The following is a 23,613-nucleotide window of genomic DNA, read 5'->3' on the forward strand; positions in this document are numbered from 1 at the left end:
AGATTAGTGGCCGCCCTGGTCAGTCGCCTCGGCGGGCAGCTCCAGCACGTACTCCTCGACCTCGGCGCCGCGGCCCGCGGCGTACCCCGAGTCCTCCCCGATCACGACGAAGCCGCACTTGCGCAGCACCGCGAGGGAGGCGGCGTTGTCCTTGGCGGCGCGGGCGTGCACCGGCCGCTGGGGCAGCTCGCGCAGCAGCGCGGCGAGCGCCGCGGTGGCGTGGCCGCGCCCCCAGTGGGCGGAGTCGATCCAGTAGCTGACCTCGGTGCGCTCCCCCACCGGGAAGGCGGCCACGCGCCCGACCACCACGCCGTCGACGGTCACGGTGCGGTTGACGATGCGCGGGTCGGCCCGGATGCGCGCCCAGTGGGCGTCGAAGGCGGCCCGGTCGGCCGGGTCCTTCGGGCCGAACGCGGCCATCCAGTTGGCCTGCGGATCCTGCTCGTGGGCGAAGAACGCCGGCAGGTCCTCGTCGCGGACGGGGCGGAGCCGCACCTCAGTGGTCACCCGGCGGACGATACGCGGACCCACCGACAGGTTCGGGACCTCCGGCCCGGCCCGGGTTCCGTCCGGCCCTGCCGCGGGGGCCGGTCGCACCGGTTACCTGGGGGTGGGACACCGGGTCCCGTGCTGAGCCGAGGAGGCCGGACATGGCCAGGTACGTCTACGACTTCATCGAGGGTGACCGGAGCCGGGCCGACGTGCTCGGCGGCAAGGGCGCCAACCTGGCCGAGATGACCCGGCTCGGGCTGCCCGTCCCGCCCGGATTCACCGTCACCACCGACGCCTGCCGGGCCTACCTCGCCACCGGCGCTCCGCCCGCCGGTCTGTTCGAGGAGGTCAACGCCCACCTGCGGGAGATCGAGGCGCGGCTGGACCGGCGGCTCGGCGACCCGGTCGATCCGCTGCTGCTGGCCGTCCGGTCCGGCGGCCGGTACTCGATGCCGGGGATGATGGAGACGATCCTCGACATCGGGCTCAACGACGCCACCGTCGGCGGGCTGGCCGCGCGCAGCGGCGACGAGCGGTTCGCGTGGGACTCGTACCGGCGGCTCATCCAGATGTTCGGCCACACCGTGCACGACATCCCGCCCGAGGAGTTCGCCCACGAGCTGGCGGCGGTGCGGGCCACCGCCGGGCCGGCCGGGCCGAGCGCCGGGCAGCTGCGGGACCTGGTCGACACGTACAAGAAGATCTTCGCCCGGCACGTCGGGCACGACTTCCCGCAGGCCCCGCACGAGCAGCTCTTCCTGGCGATCCGCTCGGTGTTCGCGTCGTGGAACTCGGAGCGCGCCCGGATCTACCGGCGGCAGGAGCGCATCCCGGACGACCTGGGGACCGCGGTGAACGTGATGGCCATGGTCTTCGGCAACCTGGGCCCGGACTCCGGCACCGGGGTGGCGTTCACCCGCGACCCGGCCACCGGCGCCCCCGGCGTGTACGGCGACTACCTGGCCGACGCGCAGGGCGAGGACGTGGTGGCCGGCATCCGCAACACCGTCCCGCTGGCCGAGCTGGGCCGGCTGGACCCGGTGAGCTTCCGCCGGCTGGGCGAGATCATGGCGACGCTGGAGCGGCACTACCGGGACCTGTGCGACATTGAGTTCACCATCGAACGCGGCCGGCTCTGGATGCTGCAGACCCGGGTTGGCAAGCGGACGGCGGCGGCGGCGTTCGTGATCGCCGCGCAGCTCGTCGACGAGGGGCTGATCACCGCGGACGAGGCGCTGACCCGGGTCACCGGGGCGCAGCTCGCCCAGCTCATGTTCCCCGCGTTCGACCTGACCGGCGCGCCCGAGCCGCTCGCGGTCGGGGTGGGCGCCTCGCCGGGCGCGGCCGTGGGGCGGGTCGTGTTCGACTCCGCCGCCGCCGCGGCCGCCACCGGGCCGGTGATCCTGGTACGCCGGGAGACCAACCCCGACGACCTGCCCGGCATGATCGCGGCGGCCGGTGTGCTCACCTCCCGCGGCGGCAAGACCTCGCATGCCGCCGTGGTGGCCCGCGGCATGGGTCGGACCTGCGTGTGCGGGGCGGAGGCGCTGCGGATCGACAGCGAGCGCGGCGAGGTGGCCGTCGGCGACCGGGTGGTCCGGGCCGGCGAGGTGATCTCGATCGACGGCGACAGCGGCCGGATCTGGCTCGGTGAGATCCCCGTGCAGCCGTCGCCGGTGGCCCGCTACCTGGCCGGCGAGCTGGACGCCGAGGCCGACCCGCTGGTCGCCGCCGTGCACCGGCTGCTCGGCCACGCCGACGCGGTGCGGAAGCTGGGCGTACGGGCCAACGCGGACACGCCGCGGGACGCCGGCCGGGCCCGCCGCCTCGGCGCCACGGGCGTCGGGCTGTGCCGCACCGAGCACATGTTCCTCGGCGAACGCCGGTCCCTGGTCGAGCGGCTGATCCTGGCCGACGGGCCGGCCGAGCGGGAGGCCGCGCTGGCCGCGCTGCTGCCGTTGCAGCGCGCCGACTTCGCCGGCATCCTCGCCGCGATGGACGGGCTGCCGGTGACCATCCGGCTGCTCGACCCGCCGCTGCACGAGTTCCTGCCCCCGCTGGCCGAACTGACCGCCCGGGTGGCCCGTGCCGAGGCGCTCGGCGAGGACCCGGGCCGGGACGGCACGCTGCTCGACGCGGTGCGCCGGATGCACGAGGCCAACCCGATGCTGGGACTGCGGGGCGTCCGGCTCGGGCTGGTGGTGCCGGGGCTGTTCGCCATGCAGGTGCGGGCGGTGGCCGAGGCGGCCGCCGAGCGGGTCCGGGCCGGGGGCGACCCGCGCCCGGAGATCATGGTGCCGCTGGTCGGGGACGTACGGGAACTCGCCGCGGTCCGGGACGAGGCCGAGCGGGTGCTCGCGGGCGTCGACGGGGCGCCCGAGATCCCGATCGGGACCATGATCGAGGTGCCGAGGGCGGCGCTGACCGCCGGGGAGATCGCCGCCGAGGCGCACTTCTTCTCCTTCGGCACCAACGACCTGACCCAGACCACCTGGGCGTTCTCCCGGGACGACGTGGAGGGTTCGTTCTTCGGGGCGTACCTGGAGCGCGGGATCTTCCCGGTGTCGCCGTTCGAGCGGATCGACGCCACCGGCGTCGGGCGGCTGATCCGGCTGGCTGTCGCCGAGGGCCGGGCGGCCCGGCCCGGCCTGACCGTCGGGGTCTGCGGGGAGCACGGCGGCGACCCGGACTCGGTGGCGTTCTTCGCCGAGGCCGGCCTGGACTACGTGTCCTGCTCGCCCTACCGGGTGCCGATCGCCCGGCTGGCCGCCGGCCGGGCGGCCGTCGCCCCCACCACCGGCACGTCCGACTCCCGCTAGGAGGGCAGCTGCGATGACCGCCATCTTCAACCCGACGGGTCCGGCCCCGGCCCCGGTGCCGACCCGTCCGCTCCCCACCCCCGTGTCCACGCCGGCGCCGGCCGGGCCGGTCGGCCCGGTGCTGGAACTGCCCGGCACGCCGGCCGCCGCGCTGGTGCCGGTCACCCACGCGGGCCGGCCGGTCGGTGCGTTCGTCGTGGCCGGCGGGCGGGTCCGCTACCGCCGGCTGGCCGACCCGGACCGGCTCGTCGCGGCCGCCGCCGGGGCCTTCGCCGTGGCCGCGCTCGTCACCGCCGTGGGCGTGGTGGCGGCGGCCCGGCGCCGGCCGCCGGCGATCCGCACGGTCACCATGGGCCCGGGCGGCTGGGTCAGCCTGCGCGGCGCCCCGCTGCCGCCGCTGCGGCCGGACCGGCGGCCGTGGTGGGCGCGGGCGCTGCGGGCCCGCCGCCTGGTCGTCGACCGCTGACCCGCACGGGGTACGGCCGCCGCCTCCGTCGAGGCCGGCGGCCGTACCCGGTCCTGGTGCCCCAGCCCGTCGGGAGGGGGCCGTCACGTCACACGGCGGGTGGACCGGCGTCCCGACCGGCACCGGACGGACCGGGCGGGGCGGAGGATCGTCGGGGTGAACAGGATGCTGCAGCGCCCGCGGAGCCGGGCACTTCCGATGCATACCCTCCGGGCCCGCGTCGTCGGCCCGACGGCGGCCGGCCCGCGCGCGCTGGGCCCGACGGCGGCCGCGCCGCTGGCGCTCGCCGCGGCCGCGCTCGGCGCGGTGGCGATCGGCCGGCTCATGATCGCCCGCCTGGCGGTCAAGCGGGCGGTGATCCGTGAGCTGCGGATCGGCCGGCTGGAGGTGGACGACCTGGTCGTCCGCCGGCACACGGTCGGTCAGCCGGTTGGCGGCAGCACCGCGGGAAGGTCGTAGAGGTCGAGCAGGCGGACCCGGGCGGCGTGGAGCCGGTCCACCACGACGCTCATGAAGCGGGTGGTGAGCTGCCGGCCCAGCGCGTCGTCGGACTCCATCAGCCGGCGTACGCCCGCGGCGCTCAGCTCGACAGCCGTGCTGCGCTGGACTGCGACCGCGCCGAACTGCCAGCGGTAGGGCGGGAAGAGCCACGACCAGCCGAGCACCCCGCCCGGGCCGATCGTCTCGATCCCCACGTCACCGCGGCCGGGCACCGGGAAGTCCAGCGCCACCTGGCCGCCGCGGACCAGCCAGAACCGCTCGGCCGGCTGCCCGGCCCGGAACAGCCGGTGCCCGGGGTGCCAGACCACCGGGCGGGCGTAGCCGGTCAGCGGGGGCAGCCACTCCTCGGGCAGCCCGGCGAGGAAGGGGTGTACGCGGAGCATCTCCAGCGGGGTCATCGGTCGCTCGCCTCCCAGGGTCGGACGGGAAACCCCGGCCGGCCACCGGGTCCCGGTGCGCACGCGTCACGGGGCGGATCGTCCCGACTCCATCGGACACCCGTCCGGCCCGGACCGTCAGGGCCGTTGGTCCCGAACCGCCCGGGTGCAAGGCCTCTGCCGGTGCGGCGTCCACCGGAGAACCCTGGAGGTGGACGAAGGAGGACGTGATGACCGACAGATCCGGTGCCCCCGTTGTGGTGGGCGTGGACGGTTCCGCCACCGCTCTGGACGCGGTCCGGGTGGCCGCGCGGGAGGCGGTGGCCCGGCACCGGCCGCTACGGGTGGTGCACGCGTTCCTGTGGCCGGTGCTCGGCACCCCGCTCGGTCCGGTGGTGGCCACCCTGCCCCACGAGGACCTGCGGCGCGAGGCGGACAAACTCGTCGCCGAGGCCGTCGACGAGGCCCGCAAGGTCGACGCCGACCTGCCGGTGACCGGCGTGGCGCGCGACGGCGGCGCCGTCGCCGTGCTGCTGGAGGAGAGCCGGGACGCGGCGCTGCTGGTCCTCGGCCACCGCGGACTGGGCGGCTTCGCCGAGCTGCTTGTCGGCTCGGCGGCCGTCGGGCTCTCCGCCCGGGCGGACTGCCCGGTGCTGGTGGTGCGGGGCGAGCCGCGCGCCGACGGTCCGGTGATGGTCGGGGTGGACGGCTCCGCCCTCTCCACGGAGGCGATCGGCTTCGCGTTCGCCGAGGCGGCGCAGCGCGGCGCCGACCTCGTGGCGGTGCACGCCTGGCTCTACCCGGCCCCGGTGGGACCCGGCGACATCGTACCGCTGGTCTACGACCCGGAGCAGTTGCGCGCGGAGGAGGAGCGGGTGCTCGCCGAGGCCGTCGCCGGCTGGGCCGAGCGCTACCCCGAGGTCCGGGTACGGCGGAAGCTCGTCGCCGGCGCCCCGGCGCCGGTGCTGGTGGCGGAGTCCGCCGACGCGCAGCTGGTCGTGGTCGGCGCGCACGGCCGGGGCAGCCTGGGCGGGCTGCTGCTCGGCTCGGTCAGCCACGCGGTGCTGCACCACGCGCGCAGCCCGCTGGCCATCGTCCGGCACCGCCGGGGTCACGCCGCGAGCTGACCCCGCACCCGTCCGCGCCGGCCACTTCCCCCCTCGGCCGGCGCGGACGGCCGTCGGCGTTCGGACGCCACGGGCCGGGTCGTGGTCGACAATGGGCGGAACCGACCGGAAGGATGCCGATGAACCGACCTGTCGTGGTGGGTGTCGACGGATCGTCGACCAGCCTCACCGCCGCCGAACACGCCGCCCGGGCCGCCGTGGCGCGGTCCCGGCCGCTGCACCTGGTGCACGGCTACCTGCATCCCCTCGGCTACGGCGTGCCGCTCAACCCGTACGACCTCGGGGTGCCGGGGCCCACCGAGGAGTCGCGGAAGATGTTGGAGCAGGTGGCCGCCGACGTGGTGGGCCGGCATCCGACGCTGCGGGTGGAGGTGCGCCAGGTGGCCGGTGGCCCCGGCGCCACGCTTGTCGAGGAGTCCCGCCGGGCGGAGCTCGTGGTGGTGGGCAGCCGGGGGGTGGGCGGCTTCGCGGGGCTGCTGCTCGGCTCGGTCAGCAACCAGGTGGCGCAGCACGCCCACTGCCCGGTGCTGGTGGTCCGCCCGGCGGAGCAGCCGATCCCGGTGCGGGGCCCGGTGCTGGTCGGGGTGGACGGGTCCGAGGTGGCCGGGCACGCCGTCCGGCTCGCCGCCGACGAGGCGGTCCGCCGGGACGCCGACCTCGTGCTGGTGCACGTGCGCACGCCGGAGCGGGGTGCGGTGGCGCCCGACGCCGCGGCGGAGGCCACCGCCGCCGGGCAGGCCGAGTCCGCCGAGCTGCTGGCCGGGGCGGCCGCCCGGATCCGCGCGGACCATCCGGTGCTGAGCGTCGTCGAGCGGCCGGTGGTGGGCGCCTCCCCGGAGCAGGCGCTCATCGAGGCGAGCGGGGAGGCGGCGCTGGTGGTGGTCGGCTCCCGGGGCCGGGGCGGCTTCGCCGGGCTGCTGCTCGGCTCGGTCAGCCAGGCGCTGGTGCAGCACGCCCACTGCCCGGTGCTGGTGGCGCACCCGTACGAGCCGGCCGACGACTGAGTCGCCGGCCGGCTCGGGGGGGCGGTCGGGCTCAGGCCGGGTCGCGGCCCGCGAGCAGGTTCTCGAAGCTGGTGGTGAGGGCGAACGGGTCGGCCGGGCCGGTGGCCGCCGGGCGGCGGTCGACCTGCTCGGCCAGCTCCGTGCCGGCCCGCCGGATCCGGGCCCGCAACGCGCTGTCGTCGCCGTCGCCGGCCCAGTCCTCGGGCGCGGCGAAGACCGCCGTGGGCAACACCACGGCCCGCAGGTACGCGAACATCGGCCGGACCGCGTGCTCCAGGGCGAGCGAGTGCCGGGCGGTGCCGCCGGTGGCCCCGATGAGGACCGGCCGGTCGGCCAGCGCCTCCTTCTCGACCACGTCGAAGAACGACTTGAACAGCCCGCTGTACGAGGCGTTGAAGATCGGGGTGACCGCGATCAGCCCGTCCGCGCCGGCGACGGTGTCCAGCGCCTCGCGGAGGGCGGCCGGCGGGAAGCCGGTGAGCATGTGGTTCACCACGTCGTGGGCGTGCTCGCGCAGCTCGACCGTGCGGATCTCCACCTCGGCGCCGCGCCGGACCAGCTCGTCGCGGGCGGCCGCGGCGAGCTGGTCGGCGAGCAGCCGGGTCGACGACGGCTGGCCGAGGCCGGCGGAGACCACGGCCAGGGTACGGCGGGTCATCGGGCCTCCTCGGGCGCCTTACCGGTGACGTCGTCGACGGCGTGGACGGTGCTGTCCTTGGCGCCGCCCGCCGCGGCGAGCAGCGAGGCGTGCGTGGGCGCCTCGGGCACGTGCGCGGGGCGCAGCGAGTCGAACTCCTTGCGCAGCACCGGGACGACCTCCTCCCCCAGGATGTCGAGCTGCTCCAGGACGGTCTTCAGCGGCAGTCCGGCGTGGTCCATGAGGAAGAGCTGGCGCTGGTAGTCGCCGACGTACTCGCGGAAGCCCAGCGTCCGGTCGATGACCTGCTGCGGGCTGCCGACGGTCAGCGGGGTCTCCCGGGTGAACTCCTCCAGCGACGGCCCGTGCCCGTAGACCGGGGCGTTGTCGAAGTACGGCCGGAACTCGCGCACCGCGTCCTGCGAGTTCTTCCGCATGAACACCTGGCCGCCGAGGCCGACGATGGCCTGGTCGGCGGAGCCGTGGCCGTAGTGCGCGAAGCGCTGCCGGTAGAGCGCGACCATCCGCTGGGTGTGCTCCTTCGGCCAGAAGATGTGGTTGGCGAAGAAGCCGTCGCCGTAGTACGCGGCCTGCTCGGCGATCTCGGGGCTGCGGATCGAGCCGTGCCAGACGAACGGCGGCACGCCGTCGAGCGGGCGCGGGGTCGAGGTGAACGACTGCAGCGGGGTGCGGAACCGGCCCTTCCAGTCGACCACGTCCTCCCGCCACAGCCGGTGCAGCAGGTCGTAGTTCTCGATGGCGAGCGGGATGCCGTTGCGGATGTCCTGCCCGAACCAGGGGTAGACCGGGCCGGTGTTGCCGCGGCCCATCATGAGGTCCACCCGGCCGTCGGCCAGGTGCTGGAGCATCGCGTAGTCCTCGGCGATCTTCACCGGGTCGTTCGTGGTGATCAGCGTGGTCGCGGTCGACAGCAGCAGCCGCTCGGTGCGGGCGGCGATGTGGCCCAGCATGGTCGTGGGCGACGACGGCACGAACGGCGGGTTGTGGTGCTCGCCGGTGGCGAACACGTCCAGCCCGACCTCCTCGGCCTTGAGCGCGATGGCCACCATGGCCTTGATCCGCTCATGCTCGGACGGCAGCCGCCCGTTGGTCGGGTCGACCGTGACGTCGCCGACGGTGAAGACTCCGAACTGCATGACCAGCTCCTCGCGTGGGGCCCGGACCACTCCGGCCCGGGATCGCTCCGCACAACATATTTGACGAGTCAACTATTCCGGAGCGACCCCGTCCCCACGTGGCCCACCTCACGACGGCGCCGCCGCCCGAGCCTCGTCGCGGGGTCAGCCGCCGGCCACCGACGGGAGGATCTGGATCTCGGCATCGTCCGGGACCTGGGCGTCCAGGCCGCCGGCGTGGCGGCAGTCCTCGCCGTCGACGTAGACGTTGACGTAGCGGCGCAGCTCGCCCCGCTCGTCGCGGATCCGGCGGGCCAGTCGGGGCCAGGTGGCGGCCAGCTCGTCGAGGACCGCCCCCAGGGTGCCGGCGGCGGCCACGGTCAGGCGGCTCTCCCCGCCCGCCTCGGGCCGGAGCGGGCCGGGCAGCAGCACGGTGACCACTCAGACCTCCGCGGCCCGGACACAGAGCACGTCGGGCAGGTGCGCGGCGACCCGCGACCAGGAGTCGCCGTCGTCGGCGCTGGCGTAGACCTCGCCCGAGCGGGTGCCGAAGTAGACCCCGGCGGGGTCGTGGTCGTCGGCGCACATGGCGTCGCGCAGCACCGAGGGGTAGAACGGCCCCTCGGGCAGGCCGGCGGTCAGGGGCTCCCAGCTCTCCCCGGCGTCGGCGGAGCGGTAGACCCGGCAGCGCCGGTCGGTCGGGAACCGCTCGCCGTCGGCGGTCAGCGGGAAGGCGTAGACGGTGCCGGGGCGGGACGGGTGGGCGACGATCGGGAAGCCGAAGTCGCTGGGCAGGCCCGCGGCGATCGAGGTCCAGCTGAGCCCGTCGTCGTCGGAGCGGTAGACCCCGTGGTGGTTCTGCGCGTAGAGGCGCTCGGGGTCGCCGGCGTCCCGGGCGATCTTGTGGACGCACTGGCCGAACTCGGGCCACTCGTCGGGGAGGAAGTACGCCCGGATGCCGGTGTTGCCCGGCGCCCAGCTCGCCCCGGCGTCCTCGGTGCGGTAGACCCCGCCGGTGGACATCGCCACCGCCATCCGGCCCGGGTCGCGCGGGTGCGGCAGCACACTGTGGACGGCCTGCCCGCCGAAGCCGGCGGCCCACTGCTCGCGGTGGGGGTGGTCCCAGAGCGCCCGGACCAGGCTGAAGCTGCGCCCGCCGTCCTCGGAGCGGAACAGCGCGGACGGTTCGGTGCCCGCCCAGACCACGTCGGGCTGGTCCGGGCCGGCCGGGGTCAGCTGCCAGACCCGCCCCAGGCTGGCCCCGGTGTCGGCCGGGAACGCCACCGGCGCCTGCTCGGGCTCCTGCCACGAGCCGCCCAGGTCGTCGCTGGTGGCCACGCTGGGGCCGAAGTGCGAGCTGGTCATTCCGGCCAGCAGCCGGGGCCGGCCGGAACGCTTGTCGACGGCGACCGCGTACACCCCGGTCATGGGGAAGTGCGGGCCGCTCACCGTCCAGTCGCGCCGGTCGGTGCTGGTGGCCAGGAAGAGTCCCTTGCCGGTGCCGATCGCGAGCAGCGTCGTCATACCGGTCCTCCCTCGTCGACGGGTGCCGTGATTATCGCCACACCCACCGACAGGATTCCCACCCGGCGCGCCGAGCGCCGGTCAGTCAGCGTCGGGTCCGGGGCACGTGCCGGCGGTACGCGCTCACCGTCGGGTCGCCCGCGATCCAGAAGCGCCACGGCACGTCGTGGGCGCCGGTGACGCCGACCCGCGGCCCGGCGGTGACCGCCGCCTCCGGCACGGGCGCGAGCGGGGGCCGCAGGCGCACCGGACCGTCGCCGAGCAGGTAGGCGCCGTAGACGGTCCGGTCGATGCCGAGCGCCGCGCAGAGCCGGGCCGGCCCGCGTGCGAGATCGACATCTTTGCGTACGGCCGGCCGGCGCTCCCGGGCGACGTCGAGGCCGTCGACCACCTCGCCGGCACGCAGCAGCACCGCCGAGGCCTCGCCGTCCGGCCCGGTCACCACGTTCACGCACCAGTGCATGCCGTAGGTGAAGTAGACGTAGGCGTGGCCGGCCGGGCCGAACATCACGGCGTTGCGCGCGGTCCGCCCCCGGTGGGCGTGCGAGGCGGGGTCGCCGGCGGTGCCCGCGTACGCCTCGACCTCGGTGATCCGGACCGTGACCCCGTTGCCGCCGAGCCGGCAGCCGAGCAGCCCCCGGGCGGCGGGAACCACGGGGCCGGCGAGCAGGTCCGAGAGAGCGGAGAGGTCGGTGGCGGTCACCGGAGAACCCTAACCGGATCCTCGAAGGTGAGCACGAATTGCTTTCAACGGGGCGTTGACAAAATGTTGTTCAAGGGTGTGGGATGGACGACATGGTCACGCTGGACAACGACCCGTTCACCGCTCCGGATGCTGCCCAGGCGCGGGCCCACCGGAACTACGCGGCGCTGCTGCGGATCGCCGAGCGGCACGCCGGCACCGACGCCCGGCGCCGGCGCTACGCGCACCCCGACGTCCCGGACGCCTACGAGGCGGCGACGCTGGTGATGGCCCTCGCGGGCGGGGCGGAACTGGCGGAGGGCGAGGAGCCGGTCGACCAGGCCGATCTGATGGCCGCGCTGACCCTGATCCCGCACGTGCGCGCCGAGGTCGACGCGCTGGAGGCCGGCCTGCTCCAGGTGGCTCGCGGTCGGGGGCTGACCTGGCAGGCCATCGCCTTCGGGCTGGGGCTGGGCAGCGCCCAGGCGGCCCGGCAGCGCTACGAGCGGCTCACCGTGCGCACCGGCACCGGCGACTGACCACCGCCGGAGGAGTCACAGCGGCGGGCGAGACTGTCCCGGACGAGGCACGGGAGGACGCGATGACGCGCGAGGAGATGCTGGCCTACTGCCTGGCCAAGCCGGGCGCCTGGCTGGACCGGCCGTGGGAGGGCGACGAGGTGGTGAAGGTGGGCAGCCGGATCTTCGCCTTCCTGGGCGCCCCCGAGGGCGAGGGCCGGGTCGGGGTCAAGTGCGGCCCGTCCCGCGAGGTGGCCGACGAGTGGCTGCACCGGTTCCCCGACGACGCCCGCTCCTCCCCCTACATCGGCCGCTCCGGCTGGAACACGCTGCGGCTCGGGGGCGGCATCCCGGATGACGAGCTGATCGAGGCCGTCGACGGGTCGTACGACGCGGTGGTGGCGAAGCTGCCCAAGCGCGAGCGGCCGACGGTCTGACCCCGCGCGGCGGCCGGGGCCACCGCGCGGGGCGTCGGACTCAGCGGGGGACGACCCGCTCGGCGGTCCAGTCCCGCCAGCCGGCCAGCCGGTCCGCGGCGGCCGCGAGCTGATCGGCCACCGGCCCGGGGCCGGTCGAGCCGGGGGTGGTGCGGGCGGCCAGGGCGGACCGCACCGAGAGCACGTCCCGCACCGACGGGTCGAGGTGCTCGCTGACCGCGGCCAGGTCGTCGTCGGAGACCTCGTCGAGGGCGCAGTCGCGGGCCACGCAGAGCGCCACCAGCCGGCCGGTGATCTCGTGCGCGTCGCGGAACGGCACGTTCCGGCGGACCAGCCAGTCGGCGACCTCGGTGGCCAGCGAGAAGCCGACCGGCGCGGCGGCCACCAGCCGGTCGACCCGGACCGTCATCGTGGAGATCATTCCCGCGAGGGCGGGCAGCAGCAGCTCCAGGGTGTCGACCGCGTCGAAGGCCGGCTCCTTGTCCTCCTGCATGTCCCGGTCGTAGGTCATCGGCAGGCCCTTGAGCATGGTGAGCACGTTCATGAGACCACCGACCAGGCGGCCGGACTTGCCCCGGGCCAGCTCGGCGATGTCCGCGTTCTTCTTCTGCGGCATGATCGACGACCCGGTGGCGAACGCGTCGTCCAGCTCGACCCAGCCGAACTCGTGCGACGTCCAGAGCACCACCTCCTCGCCGAGGCGGGACAGGTGCACGCCGATCATCGCGGTGACGAAGAGGAACTCGGCGACGAAGTCCCGGTCGGCCACCGCGTCCATCGAGTTGGCGAAGGACGTGCGGAAGCCCAGCTCCTTGGCGACCGCCACCGGGTCCAGCGGCAGGCCGGACCCCGCGAGCGCGCCCGCGCCGAGCGGGCTCACGGCACACCTGTGGTCCCAGTCGCGCAGCCGCTCCAGGTCCCGCAGCAACGGCTGCACGTGGGCGAGCAGCCAGTGCCCGAAGGTGACCGGTTGGGCGTGCTGGAGGTGGGTCATGCCGGGCGCGGCGGTGTCCACGTGCCGCTCCGCCTGCTCGACCAGGGCCTCGGCCAGCTCGACCAGCCGGGCGGCCACGCCGCGGGCGTGGTCGCGCAGGTAGAGCCGCAGGTCGGTGGCGACCTGGTCGTTGCGGGAGCGGCCGGCGCGCAGCTTGCCGCCGAGGCTGCCGAGCCGCTCCAGCAGGCCGCGCTCCAGAGCCGTGTGCACGTCCTCGTCGTCGACCGTGGGCCGGAACGCCCCGGAGGCGCAGGCGGCCTCCAGGTCGTCCAGCGCGGCCAGGATCTTGCCCAGTTCCTCCGGGTCGAGCAGGCCGGCGCCGGCCAGGACCCGGGCGTGCGCCCGGGAGCCGGCGATGTCGTACGGGGCGAGGCGCCAGTCGAACTGGACGCTCACCGACAGCCGCGCGAGCGCCTCGGCGGGCCCGCCGGCGAACCGGCCTCCCCAGAGGCTCGTCCGGTTGGCGGGGGCGCTGTTCTCGGTCAGGCTCTTGTCGTCCACCCCACCCATTGTGCTGTTCACGATCAGGAGCCGCCCAGCCGGGCGTCCCGCGCGGCGGCCATCTTGCTGGGCAGGCCCCAGAGCTGCACGAAGCCCTTGGCGAGGGACTGGTCGAAGGTGTCGCCGGTGTCGTAGGTGGCCATGCCGAAGTCGTAGAGGCTCGCCTCGGAGCGCCGGCCCGTGACGGTGGCCCGGCCGCCGTGCAGGGTGAGCCGTACCTCGCCGGAGACGTGCTGCTGGGCGTCGTCGATGAACGCGTCGAGGGACTTCTTCAGCGGCGAGAACCAGAGGCCGTCGTAGACCAGCTCGCCCCAGCGCTGGTCGACGCCGCGCTTGAACCGGGCCAGGTCCCGCTCGACGGTGACCGCCTCCAGCTCCTGGTGGGCGGCGATGAGGGCGATCGCGCCGGGGGCCTCGTACACCTCGCGGCTCTTGATGCCCACCAGGCGGTCCTCGACCATGTCGAGCCGGCCGACGCCCTGGGCGCCGGCGCGCCGGTTCAGCTCCAGGATCGCCTGGTACGGGGTGACGGTCTCGCCGTCGACGGCGACCGGCACGCCGGCGTCGAAGGTGATGACCACCTCGTCGGCGTCACGGGGCTCGGCCGGGTCGGCGGTGTACGAGTACAGGTCCTCGATGGGGCCGTTCCAGATGTCCTCCAGGAAGCCGGTCTCCACCGCGCGTCCCCACAGGTTCTGGTCGATGGAGTACGGCGACTTCGCCGACACGTCGATCGGCAGGCCCTTCTCCTCGGCGAAGGCGATCGCCTTGTCCCGGGTCCAGGCGAAGTCCCGGGCCGGCGCGATGATCTTCAGGTCGGGGGCGAGCGCGTTCAGCCCGACCTCGAAGCGGACCTGGTCGTTGCCCTTGCCGGTGCAGCCGTGCGACACGATGGTGCCGCCGTGCTTCTTGGCCGCGGCCACCAGGTGCTTGACGATCAGCGGCCGGGACAGCGCGGAGACCAGCGGGTAGCGGTCCATGTAGAGGGCGTTGGCCCGGATCGCCGGCAGGCAGTACTCGGCGGCGAACTCGTCGCGCGCGTCGACCACCTCGGACTCGACGGCGCCGCAGTCCAGCGCGCGCTGCCGGATGGCGTTCAGGTCCTCGCCGCCCTGCCCGACGTCGACCGCCACCGCGATCACCTCGGCGCCGGTCTGCTCGGCCAGGTAGGGAATGGCGACGGAGGTGTCGAGACCCCCGGAGTACGCCAGGACGACCCGCTCGGTCATGGTGTGGTGCTCCCTTCAACGTTCTCTTCCCGGCGGGCCCACGCGGCGAGCTTCTCGCCCAACGCGGCGCCGCCGACGGCCTCGCGGGCCACGACGAGGATGGTGTCGTCGCCGGCGATGGTGCCGACGATCTCGGACAGGCCCGCTCGGTCCAACGCGCTGGCCAGATAGTGGGCTGCGCCCGGCGGGGTGCGCAGCACGGCGATGTTGCCGCTGGAGTCGACCCCGTTGAGCAGCTCGCGCAGCAGCCGGACGAGGCGCGCCGGCGCCGCCTCGGCCTCGCGCAGCGGCCGGTGGCCGTCCTCGGGGATCAGGTAGACGCCCCGCCCGTCGCCGCCGCGCGCGGTGACCGCCCCGAGTTCCTTGAGGTCCCGGGAGAGGGTGGCCTGGGTGACCTGGATGCCGTCACCGGCGAGCAGGTCGGCCAGCTCGGTCTGCGAGTGGATGGCCTTGTCGCGGATCAGCTCGACGATGCGGGCGTGCCGCGCGGCACGGGTCAGCGGGGCGGTCATGATGCCTCCAGGAGAAACGTCAGCAGCGCCTTCTGGGCGTGCAGGCGATTCTCCGCCTGGTCGAAGACGGCGCTGTGCGGCCCGTCGAGCACCTCGTCGGTGATCTCCTCGCCCCGGTGGGCGGGCAGGCAGTGCAGCACCATGACGTCGGCCGCGGCGTGGCCGAGCAGCGCGTCGTTGACCTGGTACGGCAGGAACGGGGTGATCCGGTCCTGGCCGTCGGACTCCTGGCCCATCGAGGTCCAGGTGTCGGTGGCGACCACGTCGGCGGCGCGGACCGCCTCGACCGGGTCGGTGAGGACCCGCACCGAGCCGCCGGTGCCGGCGGCGATCTTCTCGGCCCGGGCGACGATCTCGGGATCGGGCTGGAATCCGGCCGGCCCGGCGATCCGCACGTGCATCCCGGCGGTCGCCCCGGCCAGCAGGTACGAGTGCGCCATGTTGTTCGCCGCGTCCCCGACGTACGCCAGGGTGCGCCCGGCCGTGGCGCCGCAGCGCTCCCGGACGGTGAGCAGGTCGGCGAGGAGCTGGCAGGGGTGGTAGGTGTCGGTGAGCGCGTTGACCACCGGCACGGTGGCGTGCGCGGCGACCTCGGCGATCCGGTCGTCGCCGTGGGTGCGCAGCACGATCGCGGCGACGTAGCGGGACAGCACCCGGCCGGCGTCGGCGAGGGTCTCGCCCCGGCCGAAGTGGGTGACCTGGGTGTCCACCACGAGCGGGTGCCCGCCCAGCTCGGCGATGCCGGCGTCGAAGGAGATCCGGGTGCGCAGGCTCTGCTTGTCGAAGAGCACCGCCACCGACCTCGGCCCGGCGAGCGGCTTGTGGGCGAACCGGTCGGCCTTCATCCGGGCGGCCAGGTCGAGCACGGTCGCCTGCTCGGCGGGCGAGAGGTCGTCGTCCCGCAGGAAGTGCCGGATCATGCGGGGACCTCCGTGGCGGTGGTGGGGGCGGGCGCCGCGGCGTCCAGGGCGGCGGGCAGCGCGGCGAGGAAGGCGTCGGCCTGCCCGGCGGTCAGGATCAGCGGCGGGGCGAGCCGGACCACGCCCGGCTGCACCGGGTTGACCAGGAACCCGGCCTCGCGCAGCGCGCCGGCCACCGCGCCGGAGACCGGAGCGTCGAGCACGATGCCGAGCAGCAGGCCGGCGCCGCGGACCTCGGTGACGAGCGGGTGGCCGAGCCCCTCGACGCCGCGCCGCAGCCGCTCCCCGATCCGCTTCACGTGGTCGAGCAGCCCCTCGTTGGCAATGGTGGCGACCACGGCGAGCGCGGCGGCGCAACTGACCGGGTTTCCCCCGAACGTGGTGCCGTGCGAGCCGGGCGTGAGCAGGTCGGCGGCCCACCCGAAGGCCACGCAGGCGCCGAGCGGCAGCCCGCCGCCGAGCCCCTTGGCCAGGGTGACGACGTCCGGCTCCACACCCTCGGCCTGGTGGGCGAACCAGTGCCCGGTGCGGCCGACGCCGGTCTGCACCTCGTCGAGCACCAGCAGCGCGCCGTGCGCGGCGGTGATCCGGCGGGCCTCGGCCAGGTAACCGGGCGGCGGGACGACGACGCCGTTCTCGCCCTGGATCGGCTCGACGATCACCATGGCGGTGGCGTCGGTGACCGCCTCGGCCAGGGCGGCGGCGTCCCCGTACGGCACGTGGGTGACCTCGCCGGGCAGCGGGCGGAACGGGTCGGCCTTGGCGGGCTGGCCGGTCAGCGCCAGGGCGCCCATGGTGCGGCCGTGGAAGCCGCCGTGCGTGGCCACCACGTGGGTGCGCCCGGTGAGCCGGGAGAGCTTGAACGCCGCCTCGTTGGCCTCGGCGCCGGAGTTGGCGAAGAACACCCGGCCGGGGCGGCCGGCGAGGGCCAGCAGCAGCTCGGCCAGGGCCACCGGCGGCTCGGCGACGAACAGGTTCGACACGTGCCCGAGGGTGGCGACCTGCTTGGACACGGCGGCCACCACGGCCGGGTGGGCGTGGCCGAGGGCGTTGACCGCGATGCCGCCGAGCAGGTCGACGTACTCCCGGCCGGTCTCGTCGACCACGACGGCGCCGGAGCCCGCGACGAGCGCCAGCGGCGGCGTGCCGTAGTTGTCCATCATGGCCGCGGACCAGCGTTTCACCAGGGCACTCATCCGGCGCTCACCATCGTTCCGAATCCTTCCGACGTGAACACTTCGAGGAGCGTGGAGTGGGCGACCCGGCCGTCGACGACGTGCGCGGCGGGCACTCCCCCGCGCACCGCCCGCAGGCAGGCCTCCATCTTCGGGACCATCCCGGACTCCAGGGACGGCAGCAGCTTCGCCAGGTCGTCGGTGCTGATCTCGCTGACCAGGCTGGCCGTGTCCGGCCAGTCGGCGTAGAGGCCGGGCACGTCGGTGAGGACGACCAGCTTGCGGGCCTCCAGGGCGACGGCGAGCGCGGCGGCGGCCGTGTCGGCGTTGAGGTTGTGCAGCACCCCGTCGGCGTCCGGCGCGACAGTGGAGATGACCGGGATCCGGCCGGCCGCGATGAGGTCGGCCACCGCGGAGACGTCCACCGACTCCACGTCGCCGACCTGCCCGACGTCGACCGGCTCCCCGTCCACGTACGCGGGGCGGCGCACCGCCGTGAACAGGCCGGCGTCCTCGCCGGAGAGGCCCACGGCGAACGGGCCGTGCGCGTTGATCAGCCCGACCAGCTCCCGGCCGACCTGCCCCACGAGGACCATCCGGACCACGTCCATGGCCTCGGGCGTGGTGACCCGCAGGCCGCCCTTGAACTCGCTGGCGATGCCGAGCCGGCCGAGCATGGCGGAGATCTGCGGGCCGCCGCCGTGCACGACGACAGGCTTGAGGCCGGCGTACCGGAGGAAGACCATGTCCGCGGCGAACGCCCGCTGGAGTTCGGGGTCGACCATGGCGTTGCCGCCGTACTTGACCACGACGGTGGCGCCGGAGAAGCGGGCCAGCCAGGGCAGGGCCTCGATCAGCGTCTCGGCCTTGGCCTGGGCCCGGGTGAGGTCGGCGGTGAGGCTCATGTCGAGTACGCCGAGTTCTCGTGCACGTACGCGTGCGACAGGTCGTTGGTCCAGATCGTCGCCGCCGCCTCGCCGGCGTGCAGGTCGATCCGGATGGTGACGTCGCGGCCGGTGAGGTCCACCTTGGCCCGGTCCTCGGCGGCCGCGCCGCCCCGGCACACCCAGATCCCGTTGACCGCCACGTCCACGCCGTCCGGCTCGAACGCGGCGGTGGTGGTGCCCACGGCGGCGAGGATGCGCCCCCAGTTCGGGTCGTTGCCGAACAGCGCGGTCTTCACCAGGTTGTTCCGGGCCACCGAGCGGCCCACCTCGACCGCGTCGTCCTCGTCGGCCGCGCCGACCACGTCGATGGCGATCTGCTTGGTGGCGCCCTCGGCGTCGGCGACGAGTTGCTGGGCGAGGTCGTGGCAGGCGGCGGTGACCGCGGCGGTCAGCTCCGCGACGCTCGGCTCGATGCCGGAGGCGCCGCTGGCCAGCAGCAGCACCGTGTCGTTGGTGGACATGCAGCCGTCGGAGTCGACCCGGTCGAAGGTGACCCGGGTGGCGGCGCGCAGCGCCGCGTCCAGGGTCTCCGGCCCGGCCACCGCGTCGGTGGTGAGCACGCAGAGCATGGTGGCCATGGCCGGGGCGAGCATCCCGGCGCCCTTGGCCATGCCGCCGACGGTCCAGCCGCTCCCCCGGGCCACGGTGGTCTTGGGCCGGGTGTCGGTGGTCATGATCGCCTCGGCTGCCGGGTGGCCGCCGTCGCGGGACAGGCCGCGCACCGCGCCGCGGACGCCCGGGAGGAGCTTGTCCATGGGCAGGCGCTCGCCGATGAGGCCGGTGGAGCAGACCGCCACCTCGCCGGCGCCGACCATGAGCCGCGGGCTGCTGGCGGTGAGCACGGCAGCGGTGTGCTCGGCGGTGGCGTGGGTGTCCTGGAAGCCGGCCGGGCCGGTGCAGGCGTTGGCGCCGCCGGAGTTGAGGACCACGGCGCGGACCACGCCGCCGCGGACGACCTGCTGGGTCCAGAGCACCGGCGCGGCCTTGACGCGGTTGGCGGTGAAGACGCCGGCGACCCCGGCGTCGGGGCCGTCGTTGACGACGAGGGCGATGTCGCCGGCGCCGCTGGCCTTGAGGCCGGCGGCCACGCCGGCGGCGCGGAAGCCCCGGGGGGTGGTGACGGTCACTGAGCCGTCCTTTCGTTCGCGACTGCGGGGCTCCGCTTCGCTGCACTCCTCGCGCTCACGGTGCCACTCCGAAAACAGGAAGGCCGGTGGTCTCCGGGAGGCCGAACATCAGGTTGGCGTTCTGCACGGCCTGGCCGGCCGCGCCCTTGCCCAGGTTGTCGATGGCGCTGACCACGATCACCCGGCCGGAGTCGACGTCGACAGTGGCCTGGAGGTGGCAGGAGTTGCCGCCCGCCGTGGCGGCCGTGTGCGGCCAGGCCCCCTCGGGCAGCACGTGCACGAAGGGCTCGTCGGCGTACGCGGCGGCGAGAACCTCGCGCGGGTCGGCGTCGCCGGTGGGGACGGCCGTGACGGTGGCCAGGATGCCCCGTGGCATGGGTGCCAGGACCGGGGTGAAGGAGAGGCTTGTCGCCCCCGTGGCCTGCTTGATCTCCGGCACGTGCTGGTGGGCGCCGACCTTGTAGGGCGACAGGTCGCCCATCACCTCGCTGCCCAGCAGGTGCGGCTTGGCGGCCCGGCCCGCGCCCGAGGTGCCGGAGGCGGCGACCACCACCACGTCGGCGGGGAAGACCGCGCCGGCGGCGATCAGCGGGGCGAGCGCCAGGGTGGTGGCGACCGCGTAGCACCCGGTGCTCGCCACCCGGTCGGCCGCGGCGACGGCGGCCCGCTGGCCGGGCAGCTCGGGCAGCCCGTAGGTCCAGGCGCCGGCGTGGTCGCCGCCGTAGTAGCGGGCCCAGGCGTCGGCGTCGCGCAGCCGGTGGTCCGCGCCGAGGTCGACCACCTTGACGGGGCCGGGCAGGGCCGCGGCGAGGGCCGCCGACTGCCCGTGCGGCAGGGCCAGGAAGACCAGGTCCGCGTCGGCCAGGGTGGCCGGGTCGGTCGCCCCGAACACCAGGTCCAGCCCGGCGAGCTGCGGGTGTACGGCGGCGACGGGCCGGCCGGCCGAGGCGTGGGCGGTGGCGGCGACCAGGTCGAACTCGGGGTGCCCGGCGAGCAACCGGAGCAGCTCGCCGCCGGCGTACCCGCTCGCGCCGGCGACCGCGACTCGGATGCCCATACTCACCTCCGCATGAATATGCAACGAAGGCTAGTCGGCGACGTGGCAGCCTGCAAGTTCATGCGTCTCATTGCATAGGAATGAGGACGTGACGCCGGTCACCCGGGCGGAAAGCCGACGGCCCGCGTCGCGGGGAGCGACACGGGCCGTGCGGGCACGAAACGGCGGACGTCAGAGGCGGCCCTCCTCGACCGCCCGGGTCACCCACGGGATGACCTCGTCGAGCATCGCGTCCAGCGAGGTGGTGGCGGTGAAGCCGAGCACCTCGCGGGCCTTCGTTACGTCCGGCACCCGCTTCTGCACGTCGTACTGGAAGGGTTCGTCGGAGACGTGCCGGAATGGCACGTCCGGGCCCTTGATCTTGCGCCAGATCAGCTCGGCAAGCTCCAGCACACTTGTCGACTCGGCCGTGGAGAGGTTGAAGTCGTCGTTGTGCGCCGCCGGATGCTCGATGGCGGTGGCGATACCCCGGGCCAGATCCCCGCCGTAGGTGTAGTGCCGCACCTGGCCGCCCTCGCCGAGGATGTGCAGCGGGTCCTGCCCCTTGACGATCTTCTGCACCAGGTCGGGCACGACGTGCGACATGGCCAGCTTGACGTTGCCGGACAGCACCTCGACCTGGCCGAGCGCGCGCCCCTCCCCGACGCCGACGCAGTTGAACGGCCGCACGATCGTGTACGGCAGCCGGTACTGCTCCCAGGCGGCCCGGGCGTAGTACTCCACGGCCAGCTTCTGGAACCCGTACGACGACAGTGGCGGTGGGATGCGCCGCTCGTCGCCCTCCCTGCTGGGCCAGTGCTCCGTCGACTCGAAGACCATCGAGGAGGACAGGTAGGTGACCTTCGCCAGCCGGCCGTCCCGGTGGGCGCGGATGGCCGCGTCGCAGGTGGCCGCCATGATCCGCTCGTTGGTGGCGAGCAGGTCGTAGGCGTACGCGTGGAAGTAGGAGATGCCGCCGATCATCGCCGCGCCGGCGACCAGGTGGTCACAGCCGTCCAGCAGCGTGGTCAGCAGGTCCACATCCCGCGCGTCGCCCTCGACGAACCGGAACCGCGGGTGGTCGTCGTAGCTGTGCGTGACCGGGCCGTACTTGGAGAAGTTGTCGATCCCGACGACCTCGTGGCCCCGGCCCAGCAACTCCTGCACCAGGTAGCCGCCGATGAAGCCGGCCGAGCCAGTTACCAGGACTTTCGCCACGTGCGCTCCTAAGCGGTCTTCTCGTACTCGGTGCTGTCGTGCGGTGCGCGCGGCGGCGGAACCGACCGCGAGCCGGCCGCCCGGGCCGCCAGCGCCGCACGGCTCAGCCGTCGACCGTAGGCGAAGAAGTACCAGCGCAGGTAACCGGGGAGGAACCGCCCCAGGTCGAAGTGGGACTCCCCGAGCGGCCGGTCCAACCAGATCGTGGGTATCTCGGCAACCGGCAGGCGCAGCCGGTTGGCCTTGGCGGTCAACTCGAGCCCGATCTCGAAGCCGGTCCGCGACTCGATGCCCACCTCGCGGACGAACGCGGTGTCGTACGCCTTGAAGCTGTTGGTGGCGTCCCGGGTGCCGACCCGGGCGAACGTGTACAGGCTGCGCCCCGCCCAGCGGGACATCATCCGCTTCAGCCGCGGCCCGCCCACCTGCTGGCCGCCCGGCATGTAGCGGGACGCGGCCGCGACCACCACGCCGCGGTCCACCAGCCGGGCCAGCTCGTCGATCTGGCGCGGGTCGTCACAGCCGTCGGCCATCGTCACCACCACGACCGGTGCGAGCGCCGCGTCGATGCCGAACCGGATCGCGTTCGCCGGGCCCCGGCCGTAGGTGTTGAGTACCGCCCGCACCCTCGGGTCGGTGCGCGCGACCTGTTCCACGTACGGGACGGTGGTGTCCTCCGGCATGTCATGGACGATCAGCACCTCGGCCGGCAGCAGCATCTCGCGCAGCATCCGCTCCAGGCAGCGCAGGATCGCCTCGCCCTCGTTGTAGACCGGCACGATCACCGACACCCGCGGCGTCACACCCGCACCCCGGTCCCGGTCAGGCCCCACATGTCGATGACCGGCAGGTCGGTCTCCAGCCGGGCGTACTGCTCGTGCGGGGCGGCGATCACCAGCAGGTCCGCGCGACGTAGCACCTCGTCCAGGTCGACGAGACGGTCGTCGGCGACGTACGGATCGGTGCAGAGCGTCTCGCGGGTCTTCAACGCCAGGATCTTGCGCAGCTTGTACGCCAGGCTCTCCCGCGGGTCGTCGCTGCCGCCCTTGAACGCCATCCCGAGGATGCCCACCGTCAGGTCGGCGAGATCGAACCGGTCCTCGAGGCGGGACACCAGGTAGAGGGGCAGCCCCTCGTTGATCAGCATCGCGGAGTGGCCGAGCACGAAGTTGTTCCGGTTGAACGCGGCCAGCTGCATGGTGTCCTTGAACAGGCAGGGACCGGCGGCGAAGCCGGGCATCGGCAGATCCGCGGCCCGCGGGTAGTCGTGCGCGACCGCGTGCCGGATGCGGGCGAAGTCGAGTCCGAAGTCGTTGGCCATCATCCAGAACTGGTTCGCGGTGGCGAACTTGATGTACCGCCAGGTGTTGGTGAACAACTTCGCCAGCTCGGCCTCCTCCGGCTCGAGCGGCACGATCTCCTCGGTCAGGTGCCGGAAGAGCTTCTCCGCCCGGGCGAGGGCGTGCGGCGTACGGGCGGCGACGATCTGGGGCAGCGTGAACAGCTCCGTCATCGCCCGGCCCTCGGCGATCCGCTCCGGGCAGAACGCCACGTCGGCCCGGATGCCCTTGCCGACCAGGAGCTTCTCGGTCAGCGCCGTCACTCCCGGATAGACGGTGCTGCGCAGCACCACCAGCTGCCCGTCGCGCAGGTGCTCGGCGCAGCGCTCGATCGCGCGGGGCACCGCACCCAGGTCCGGGTTCAGGTGCTCGTCGACAGGGGTGCCGACGACCACGACCAGGTGCTCGGAGGCGCCGACGCCGGCCGGGTCGGTGCTGGCCCGCAGCCGGCCGGCGGCCACCGCCTCGGCGAGCGCCTCGGCGGCGCCCGGCTCGGCGAAGGGAAGGACGCCGGCGTTCACCGTGGCCACCGCCTCGGCGTTGATGTCGTACAGCACGACGGACAGGCCGCGGGAGGCGAACGCGATGCCCAGCGGCAGGCCCACCCGACCGCAGCCGCCGACGACGCACACGTCGACGGAGATGGGCGGCGGAGCCGGATCCTCGGACATGGCTGACTCCCGTGGGGTGGCGGGGGTGTGGTTCCCGACGGTGGCCGGAATCCAAGCAGGTTAACCGCTCACAAGTGACCCGTGGGTAGCCAAAGATTCCGTCGCCGCTGGCCTTTCGGACGATCCCCCGCTCTCTGCGACAGGAGAGCCACGCAGAGTGAGAGACGCCGATGGCCCGGCCGGCCCCGACCCGGAGGTGTCGGGTCGGGGCCGTGAGGACGAG

The 23,613-nt window shown here is 74.3% G+C and carries 25 protein-coding genes; 7 read left to right on the top strand and 18 right to left on the bottom strand.

What is annotated here, in order from left to right; translation table 11 throughout:
* Nucleotides 1-3 precede the first annotated feature (3 nt).
* Nucleotides 4-507 (bottom strand): GNAT family N-acetyltransferase, encoded by a 504-nt coding sequence (locus GA0070603_RS08180; protein WP_091321691.1) that lies wholly within the window; start codon nt 505-507, stop codon nt 4-6.
* Between the two features lie 143 nt (nt 508-650).
* Here GA0070603_RS08180 and ppdK point away from each other — a divergent pair, with 143 nt between their 5' ends.
* From ppdK to GA0070603_RS08195, 3 genes are all read left to right on the top strand, one after another.
* Nucleotides 651-3,311, top strand: a complete 2,661-nt coding sequence (ppdK, locus tag GA0070603_RS08185; protein WP_091309569.1) for a pyruvate, phosphate dikinase — start codon at nt 651-653, stop codon at nt 3,309-3,311.
* A 13-nt stretch (nt 3,312-3,324) separates the two neighbouring features.
* The gene (locus tag GA0070603_RS08190; protein WP_091309573.1) at nt 3,325-3,777 is read left to right on the top strand and encodes a hypothetical protein; all 453 of its coding nucleotides are present in this window, start codon (nt 3,325-3,327) and stop codon (nt 3,775-3,777) included.
* A gap of 198 nt (nt 3,778-3,975) precedes the next feature.
* A complete protein-coding gene (locus tag GA0070603_RS08195; protein ID WP_091309576.1) occupies nt 3,976-4,236 on the top strand; it encodes a hypothetical protein in 261 nt (86 codons plus the stop codon).
* Here the strand turns inward: GA0070603_RS08195 and GA0070603_RS08200 are convergent.
* Nucleotides 4,200-4,676, bottom strand: a complete 477-nt coding sequence (locus GA0070603_RS08200; RefSeq protein WP_091309580.1) for a cyclic nucleotide-binding domain-containing protein — start codon at nt 4,674-4,676, stop codon at nt 4,200-4,202. The two genes, GA0070603_RS08195 and GA0070603_RS08200, sit on opposite strands and share 37 nt — an antisense overlap.
* A 209-nt stretch (nt 4,677-4,885) precedes the next feature.
* Between GA0070603_RS08200 and GA0070603_RS08205 the strand changes: the two genes are divergently transcribed.
* Both GA0070603_RS08205 and GA0070603_RS08210 read left to right on the top strand, forming a co-directional pair.
* Nucleotides 4,886-5,782 (top strand): universal stress protein, encoded by an 897-nt coding sequence (locus tag GA0070603_RS08205; RefSeq protein ID WP_091309584.1) that lies wholly within the window; start codon nt 4,886-4,888, stop codon nt 5,780-5,782.
* A 113-nt stretch (nt 5,783-5,895) separates the two neighbouring features.
* Nucleotides 5,896-6,786 carry a universal stress protein gene (locus tag GA0070603_RS08210; protein ID WP_167544520.1) on the top strand — a complete coding sequence of 297 codons (891 nt, stop codon included), beginning with the start codon at nt 5,896-5,898 and terminating at the stop codon, nt 6,784-6,786.
* A 31-nt stretch (nt 6,787-6,817) separates the two neighbouring features.
* Here the strand turns inward: GA0070603_RS08210 and GA0070603_RS08215 are convergent, their stop codons facing one another.
* The 5 genes from GA0070603_RS08215 to GA0070603_RS08235 form a co-directional block, all read right to left on the bottom strand.
* A complete protein-coding gene (locus tag GA0070603_RS08215) occupies nt 6,818-7,444 on the bottom strand; it encodes an FMN reductase (protein ID WP_091309592.1) in 627 nt (208 codons plus the stop codon).
* Complete coding sequence (locus tag GA0070603_RS08220) at nt 7,441-8,580, bottom strand: LLM class flavin-dependent oxidoreductase (protein WP_091321693.1); 1,140 nt, start codon at nt 8,578-8,580, stop codon at nt 7,441-7,443. Before GA0070603_RS08220 ends, GA0070603_RS08215 begins: the two co-directional genes overlap by 4 nt.
* 144 nt (nt 8,581-8,724) lie before the next feature.
* Nucleotides 8,725-9,000, bottom strand: coding sequence for a ubiquitin-like small modifier protein 1 (locus GA0070603_RS08225; protein WP_091309595.1), 276 nt, complete (start codon nt 8,998-9,000; stop codon nt 8,725-8,727).
* Complete coding sequence (locus GA0070603_RS08230) at nt 9,001-10,083, bottom strand: WD40/YVTN/BNR-like repeat-containing protein (protein WP_091309599.1); 1,083 nt, start codon at nt 10,081-10,083, stop codon at nt 9,001-9,003.
* An 85-nt stretch (nt 10,084-10,168) separates the two neighbouring features.
* On the bottom strand, nt 10,169-10,786 hold the full coding sequence (locus GA0070603_RS08235) for a DNA-3-methyladenine glycosylase (protein ID WP_091309603.1): 618 nt from the start codon (nt 10,784-10,786) through the stop codon (nt 10,169-10,171).
* Nucleotides 10,787-10,869: 83 nt separating this feature from the next.
* On the opposite strand from GA0070603_RS08235, the gene GA0070603_RS08240 reads away from it, so the two are divergent.
* Both GA0070603_RS08240 and GA0070603_RS08245 read left to right on the top strand, forming a co-directional pair.
* Nucleotides 10,870-11,304: a DNA-binding protein gene (locus GA0070603_RS08240; protein ID WP_244282457.1), complete on the top strand. Its 435-nt coding sequence runs from the start codon at nt 10,870-10,872 to the stop codon at nt 11,302-11,304.
* A gap of 62 nt (nt 11,305-11,366) precedes the next feature.
* Complete coding sequence (locus GA0070603_RS08245) at nt 11,367-11,720, top strand: MmcQ/YjbR family DNA-binding protein (protein ID WP_091309606.1); 354 nt, start codon at nt 11,367-11,369, stop codon at nt 11,718-11,720.
* 40 nt (nt 11,721-11,760) lie between these two features.
* On the opposite strand, the gene argH is transcribed toward GA0070603_RS08245, so the two are convergent.
* The 11 genes from argH to GA0070603_RS08300 all read right to left on the bottom strand — a co-directional run bounded on the left by argH (nt 11,761) and on the right by GA0070603_RS08300 (nt 23,390).
* Nucleotides 11,761-13,224: an argininosuccinate lyase gene (gene argH, locus GA0070603_RS08250; RefSeq protein ID WP_091309610.1), complete on the bottom strand. Its 1,464-nt coding sequence runs from the start codon at nt 13,222-13,224 to the stop codon at nt 11,761-11,763.
* A 14-nt stretch (nt 13,225-13,238) separates the two neighbouring features.
* On the bottom strand, nt 13,239-14,444 hold the full coding sequence (locus tag GA0070603_RS08255; RefSeq protein WP_091309613.1) for an argininosuccinate synthase: 1,206 nt from the start codon (nt 14,442-14,444) through the stop codon (nt 13,239-13,241).
* A complete protein-coding gene (locus GA0070603_RS08260) occupies nt 14,441-14,956 on the bottom strand; it encodes an arginine repressor (protein WP_091309618.1) in 516 nt (171 codons plus the stop codon). The genes GA0070603_RS08255 and GA0070603_RS08260 overlap by 4 nt, the downstream gene beginning before the upstream one ends.
* Nucleotides 14,953-15,876, bottom strand: coding sequence for an ornithine carbamoyltransferase (gene argF / locus GA0070603_RS08265; RefSeq protein ID WP_091309621.1), 924 nt, complete (start codon nt 15,874-15,876; stop codon nt 14,953-14,955). Before argF ends, GA0070603_RS08260 begins: the two co-directional genes overlap by 4 nt.
* Nucleotides 15,873-17,072 carry an acetylornithine transaminase gene (locus tag GA0070603_RS08270; RefSeq protein WP_091309623.1) on the bottom strand — a complete coding sequence of 400 codons (1,200 nt, stop codon included), beginning with the start codon at nt 17,070-17,072 and terminating at the stop codon, nt 15,873-15,875. Before GA0070603_RS08270 ends, argF begins: the two co-directional genes overlap by 4 nt.
* Nucleotides 17,069-17,956 (bottom strand): acetylglutamate kinase, encoded by an 888-nt coding sequence (gene argB, locus GA0070603_RS08275; protein ID WP_091309627.1) that lies wholly within the window; start codon nt 17,954-17,956, stop codon nt 17,069-17,071. Before argB ends, GA0070603_RS08270 begins: the two co-directional genes overlap by 4 nt.
* Nucleotides 17,953-19,125, bottom strand: a complete 1,173-nt coding sequence (gene argJ / locus GA0070603_RS08280) for a bifunctional glutamate N-acetyltransferase/amino-acid acetyltransferase ArgJ (RefSeq protein WP_091309630.1) — start codon at nt 19,123-19,125, stop codon at nt 17,953-17,955. Before argJ ends, argB begins: the two co-directional genes overlap by 4 nt.
* Before the next feature lie 55 nt (nt 19,126-19,180).
* Nucleotides 19,181-20,182 carry an N-acetyl-gamma-glutamyl-phosphate reductase gene (gene argC / locus GA0070603_RS08285; protein WP_091309634.1) on the bottom strand — a complete coding sequence of 334 codons (1,002 nt, stop codon included), beginning with the start codon at nt 20,180-20,182 and terminating at the stop codon, nt 19,181-19,183.
* Nucleotides 20,183-20,353: 171 nt separating this feature from the next.
* Complete coding sequence (locus tag GA0070603_RS08290) at nt 20,354-21,379, bottom strand: NAD-dependent epimerase/dehydratase family protein (protein WP_091309636.1); 1,026 nt, start codon at nt 21,377-21,379, stop codon at nt 20,354-20,356.
* Between the two features lie 8 nt (nt 21,380-21,387).
* On the bottom strand, nt 21,388-22,182 hold the full coding sequence (locus GA0070603_RS08295; RefSeq protein ID WP_091309639.1) for a glycosyltransferase family 2 protein: 795 nt from the start codon (nt 22,180-22,182) through the stop codon (nt 21,388-21,390).
* Entirely contained in the window at nt 22,179-23,390 is a 1,212-nt protein-coding gene (locus GA0070603_RS08300; protein ID WP_091309642.1) for a nucleotide sugar dehydrogenase, read from the bottom strand. The genes GA0070603_RS08295 and GA0070603_RS08300 overlap by 4 nt, the downstream gene beginning before the upstream one ends.
* Nucleotides 23,391-23,613 lie beyond the last annotated feature (223 nt).

Source organism: Micromonospora chersina (genome assembly GCF_900091475.1).
GTDB classification, from domain to species: Bacteria; Actinomycetota; Actinomycetes; order Mycobacteriales; family Micromonosporaceae; genus Micromonospora; species Micromonospora chersina.

What these genes read in the sequence shown, in the direction of transcription:
- ppdK (WP_091309569.1), top strand. Translation starts at nt 651, where the DNA reads ATGGCCAGGTACGTCTACGACTTCATCGAGGGTGACCGGAGCCGGGCC.
- GA0070603_RS08190 (WP_091309573.1), top strand. Translation starts at nt 3,325, where the DNA reads ATGACCGCCATCTTCAACCCGACGGGTCCGGCCCCGGCCCCGGTGCCG.
- GA0070603_RS08195 (WP_091309576.1), top strand. Translation starts at nt 3,976, where the DNA reads ATGCATACCCTCCGGGCCCGCGTCGTCGGCCCGACGGCGGCCGGCCCG.
- GA0070603_RS08200 (WP_091309580.1), bottom strand. Translation starts at nt 4,676, where the DNA reads ATGACCCCGCTGGAGATGCTCCGCGTACACCCCTTCCTCGCCGGGCTG.
- GA0070603_RS08205 (WP_091309584.1), top strand. Translation starts at nt 4,886, where the DNA reads ATGACCGACAGATCCGGTGCCCCCGTTGTGGTGGGCGTGGACGGTTCC.
- GA0070603_RS08210 (WP_167544520.1), top strand. Translation starts at nt 5,896, where the DNA reads ATGCCGATGAACCGACCTGTCGTGGTGGGTGTCGACGGATCGTCGACC.
- GA0070603_RS08215 (WP_091309592.1), bottom strand. Translation starts at nt 7,444, where the DNA reads ATGACCCGCCGTACCCTGGCCGTGGTCTCCGCCGGCCTCGGCCAGCCG.
- GA0070603_RS08220 (WP_091321693.1), bottom strand. Translation starts at nt 8,580, where the DNA reads ATGCAGTTCGGAGTCTTCACCGTCGGCGACGTCACGGTCGACCCGACC.
- GA0070603_RS08230 (WP_091309599.1), bottom strand. Translation starts at nt 10,083, where the DNA reads ATGACGACGCTGCTCGCGATCGGCACCGGCAAGGGACTCTTCCTGGCC.
- GA0070603_RS08240 (WP_244282457.1), top strand. Translation starts at nt 10,870, where the DNA reads ATGGACGACATGGTCACGCTGGACAACGACCCGTTCACCGCTCCGGAT.
- GA0070603_RS08245 (WP_091309606.1), top strand. Translation starts at nt 11,367, where the DNA reads ATGACGCGCGAGGAGATGCTGGCCTACTGCCTGGCCAAGCCGGGCGCC.
- argH (WP_091309610.1), bottom strand. Translation starts at nt 13,224, where the DNA reads ATGGGTGGGGTGGACGACAAGAGCCTGACCGAGAACAGCGCCCCCGCC.
- GA0070603_RS08255 (WP_091309613.1), bottom strand. Translation starts at nt 14,444, where the DNA reads ATGACCGAGCGGGTCGTCCTGGCGTACTCCGGGGGTCTCGACACCTCC.
- GA0070603_RS08260 (WP_091309618.1), bottom strand. Translation starts at nt 14,956, where the DNA reads ATGACCGCCCCGCTGACCCGTGCCGCGCGGCACGCCCGCATCGTCGAG.
- argF (WP_091309621.1), bottom strand. Translation starts at nt 15,876, where the DNA reads ATGATCCGGCACTTCCTGCGGGACGACGACCTCTCGCCCGCCGAGCAG.
- GA0070603_RS08270 (WP_091309623.1), bottom strand. Translation starts at nt 17,072, where the DNA reads ATGAGTGCCCTGGTGAAACGCTGGTCCGCGGCCATGATGGACAACTAC.
- argB (WP_091309627.1), bottom strand. Translation starts at nt 17,956, where the DNA reads ATGAGCCTCACCGCCGACCTCACCCGGGCCCAGGCCAAGGCCGAGACG.
- argC (WP_091309634.1), bottom strand. Translation starts at nt 20,182, where the DNA reads ATGGGCATCCGAGTCGCGGTCGCCGGCGCGAGCGGGTACGCCGGCGGC.
- GA0070603_RS08300 (WP_091309642.1), bottom strand. Translation starts at nt 23,390, where the DNA reads ATGTCCGAGGATCCGGCTCCGCCGCCCATCTCCGTCGACGTGTGCGTC.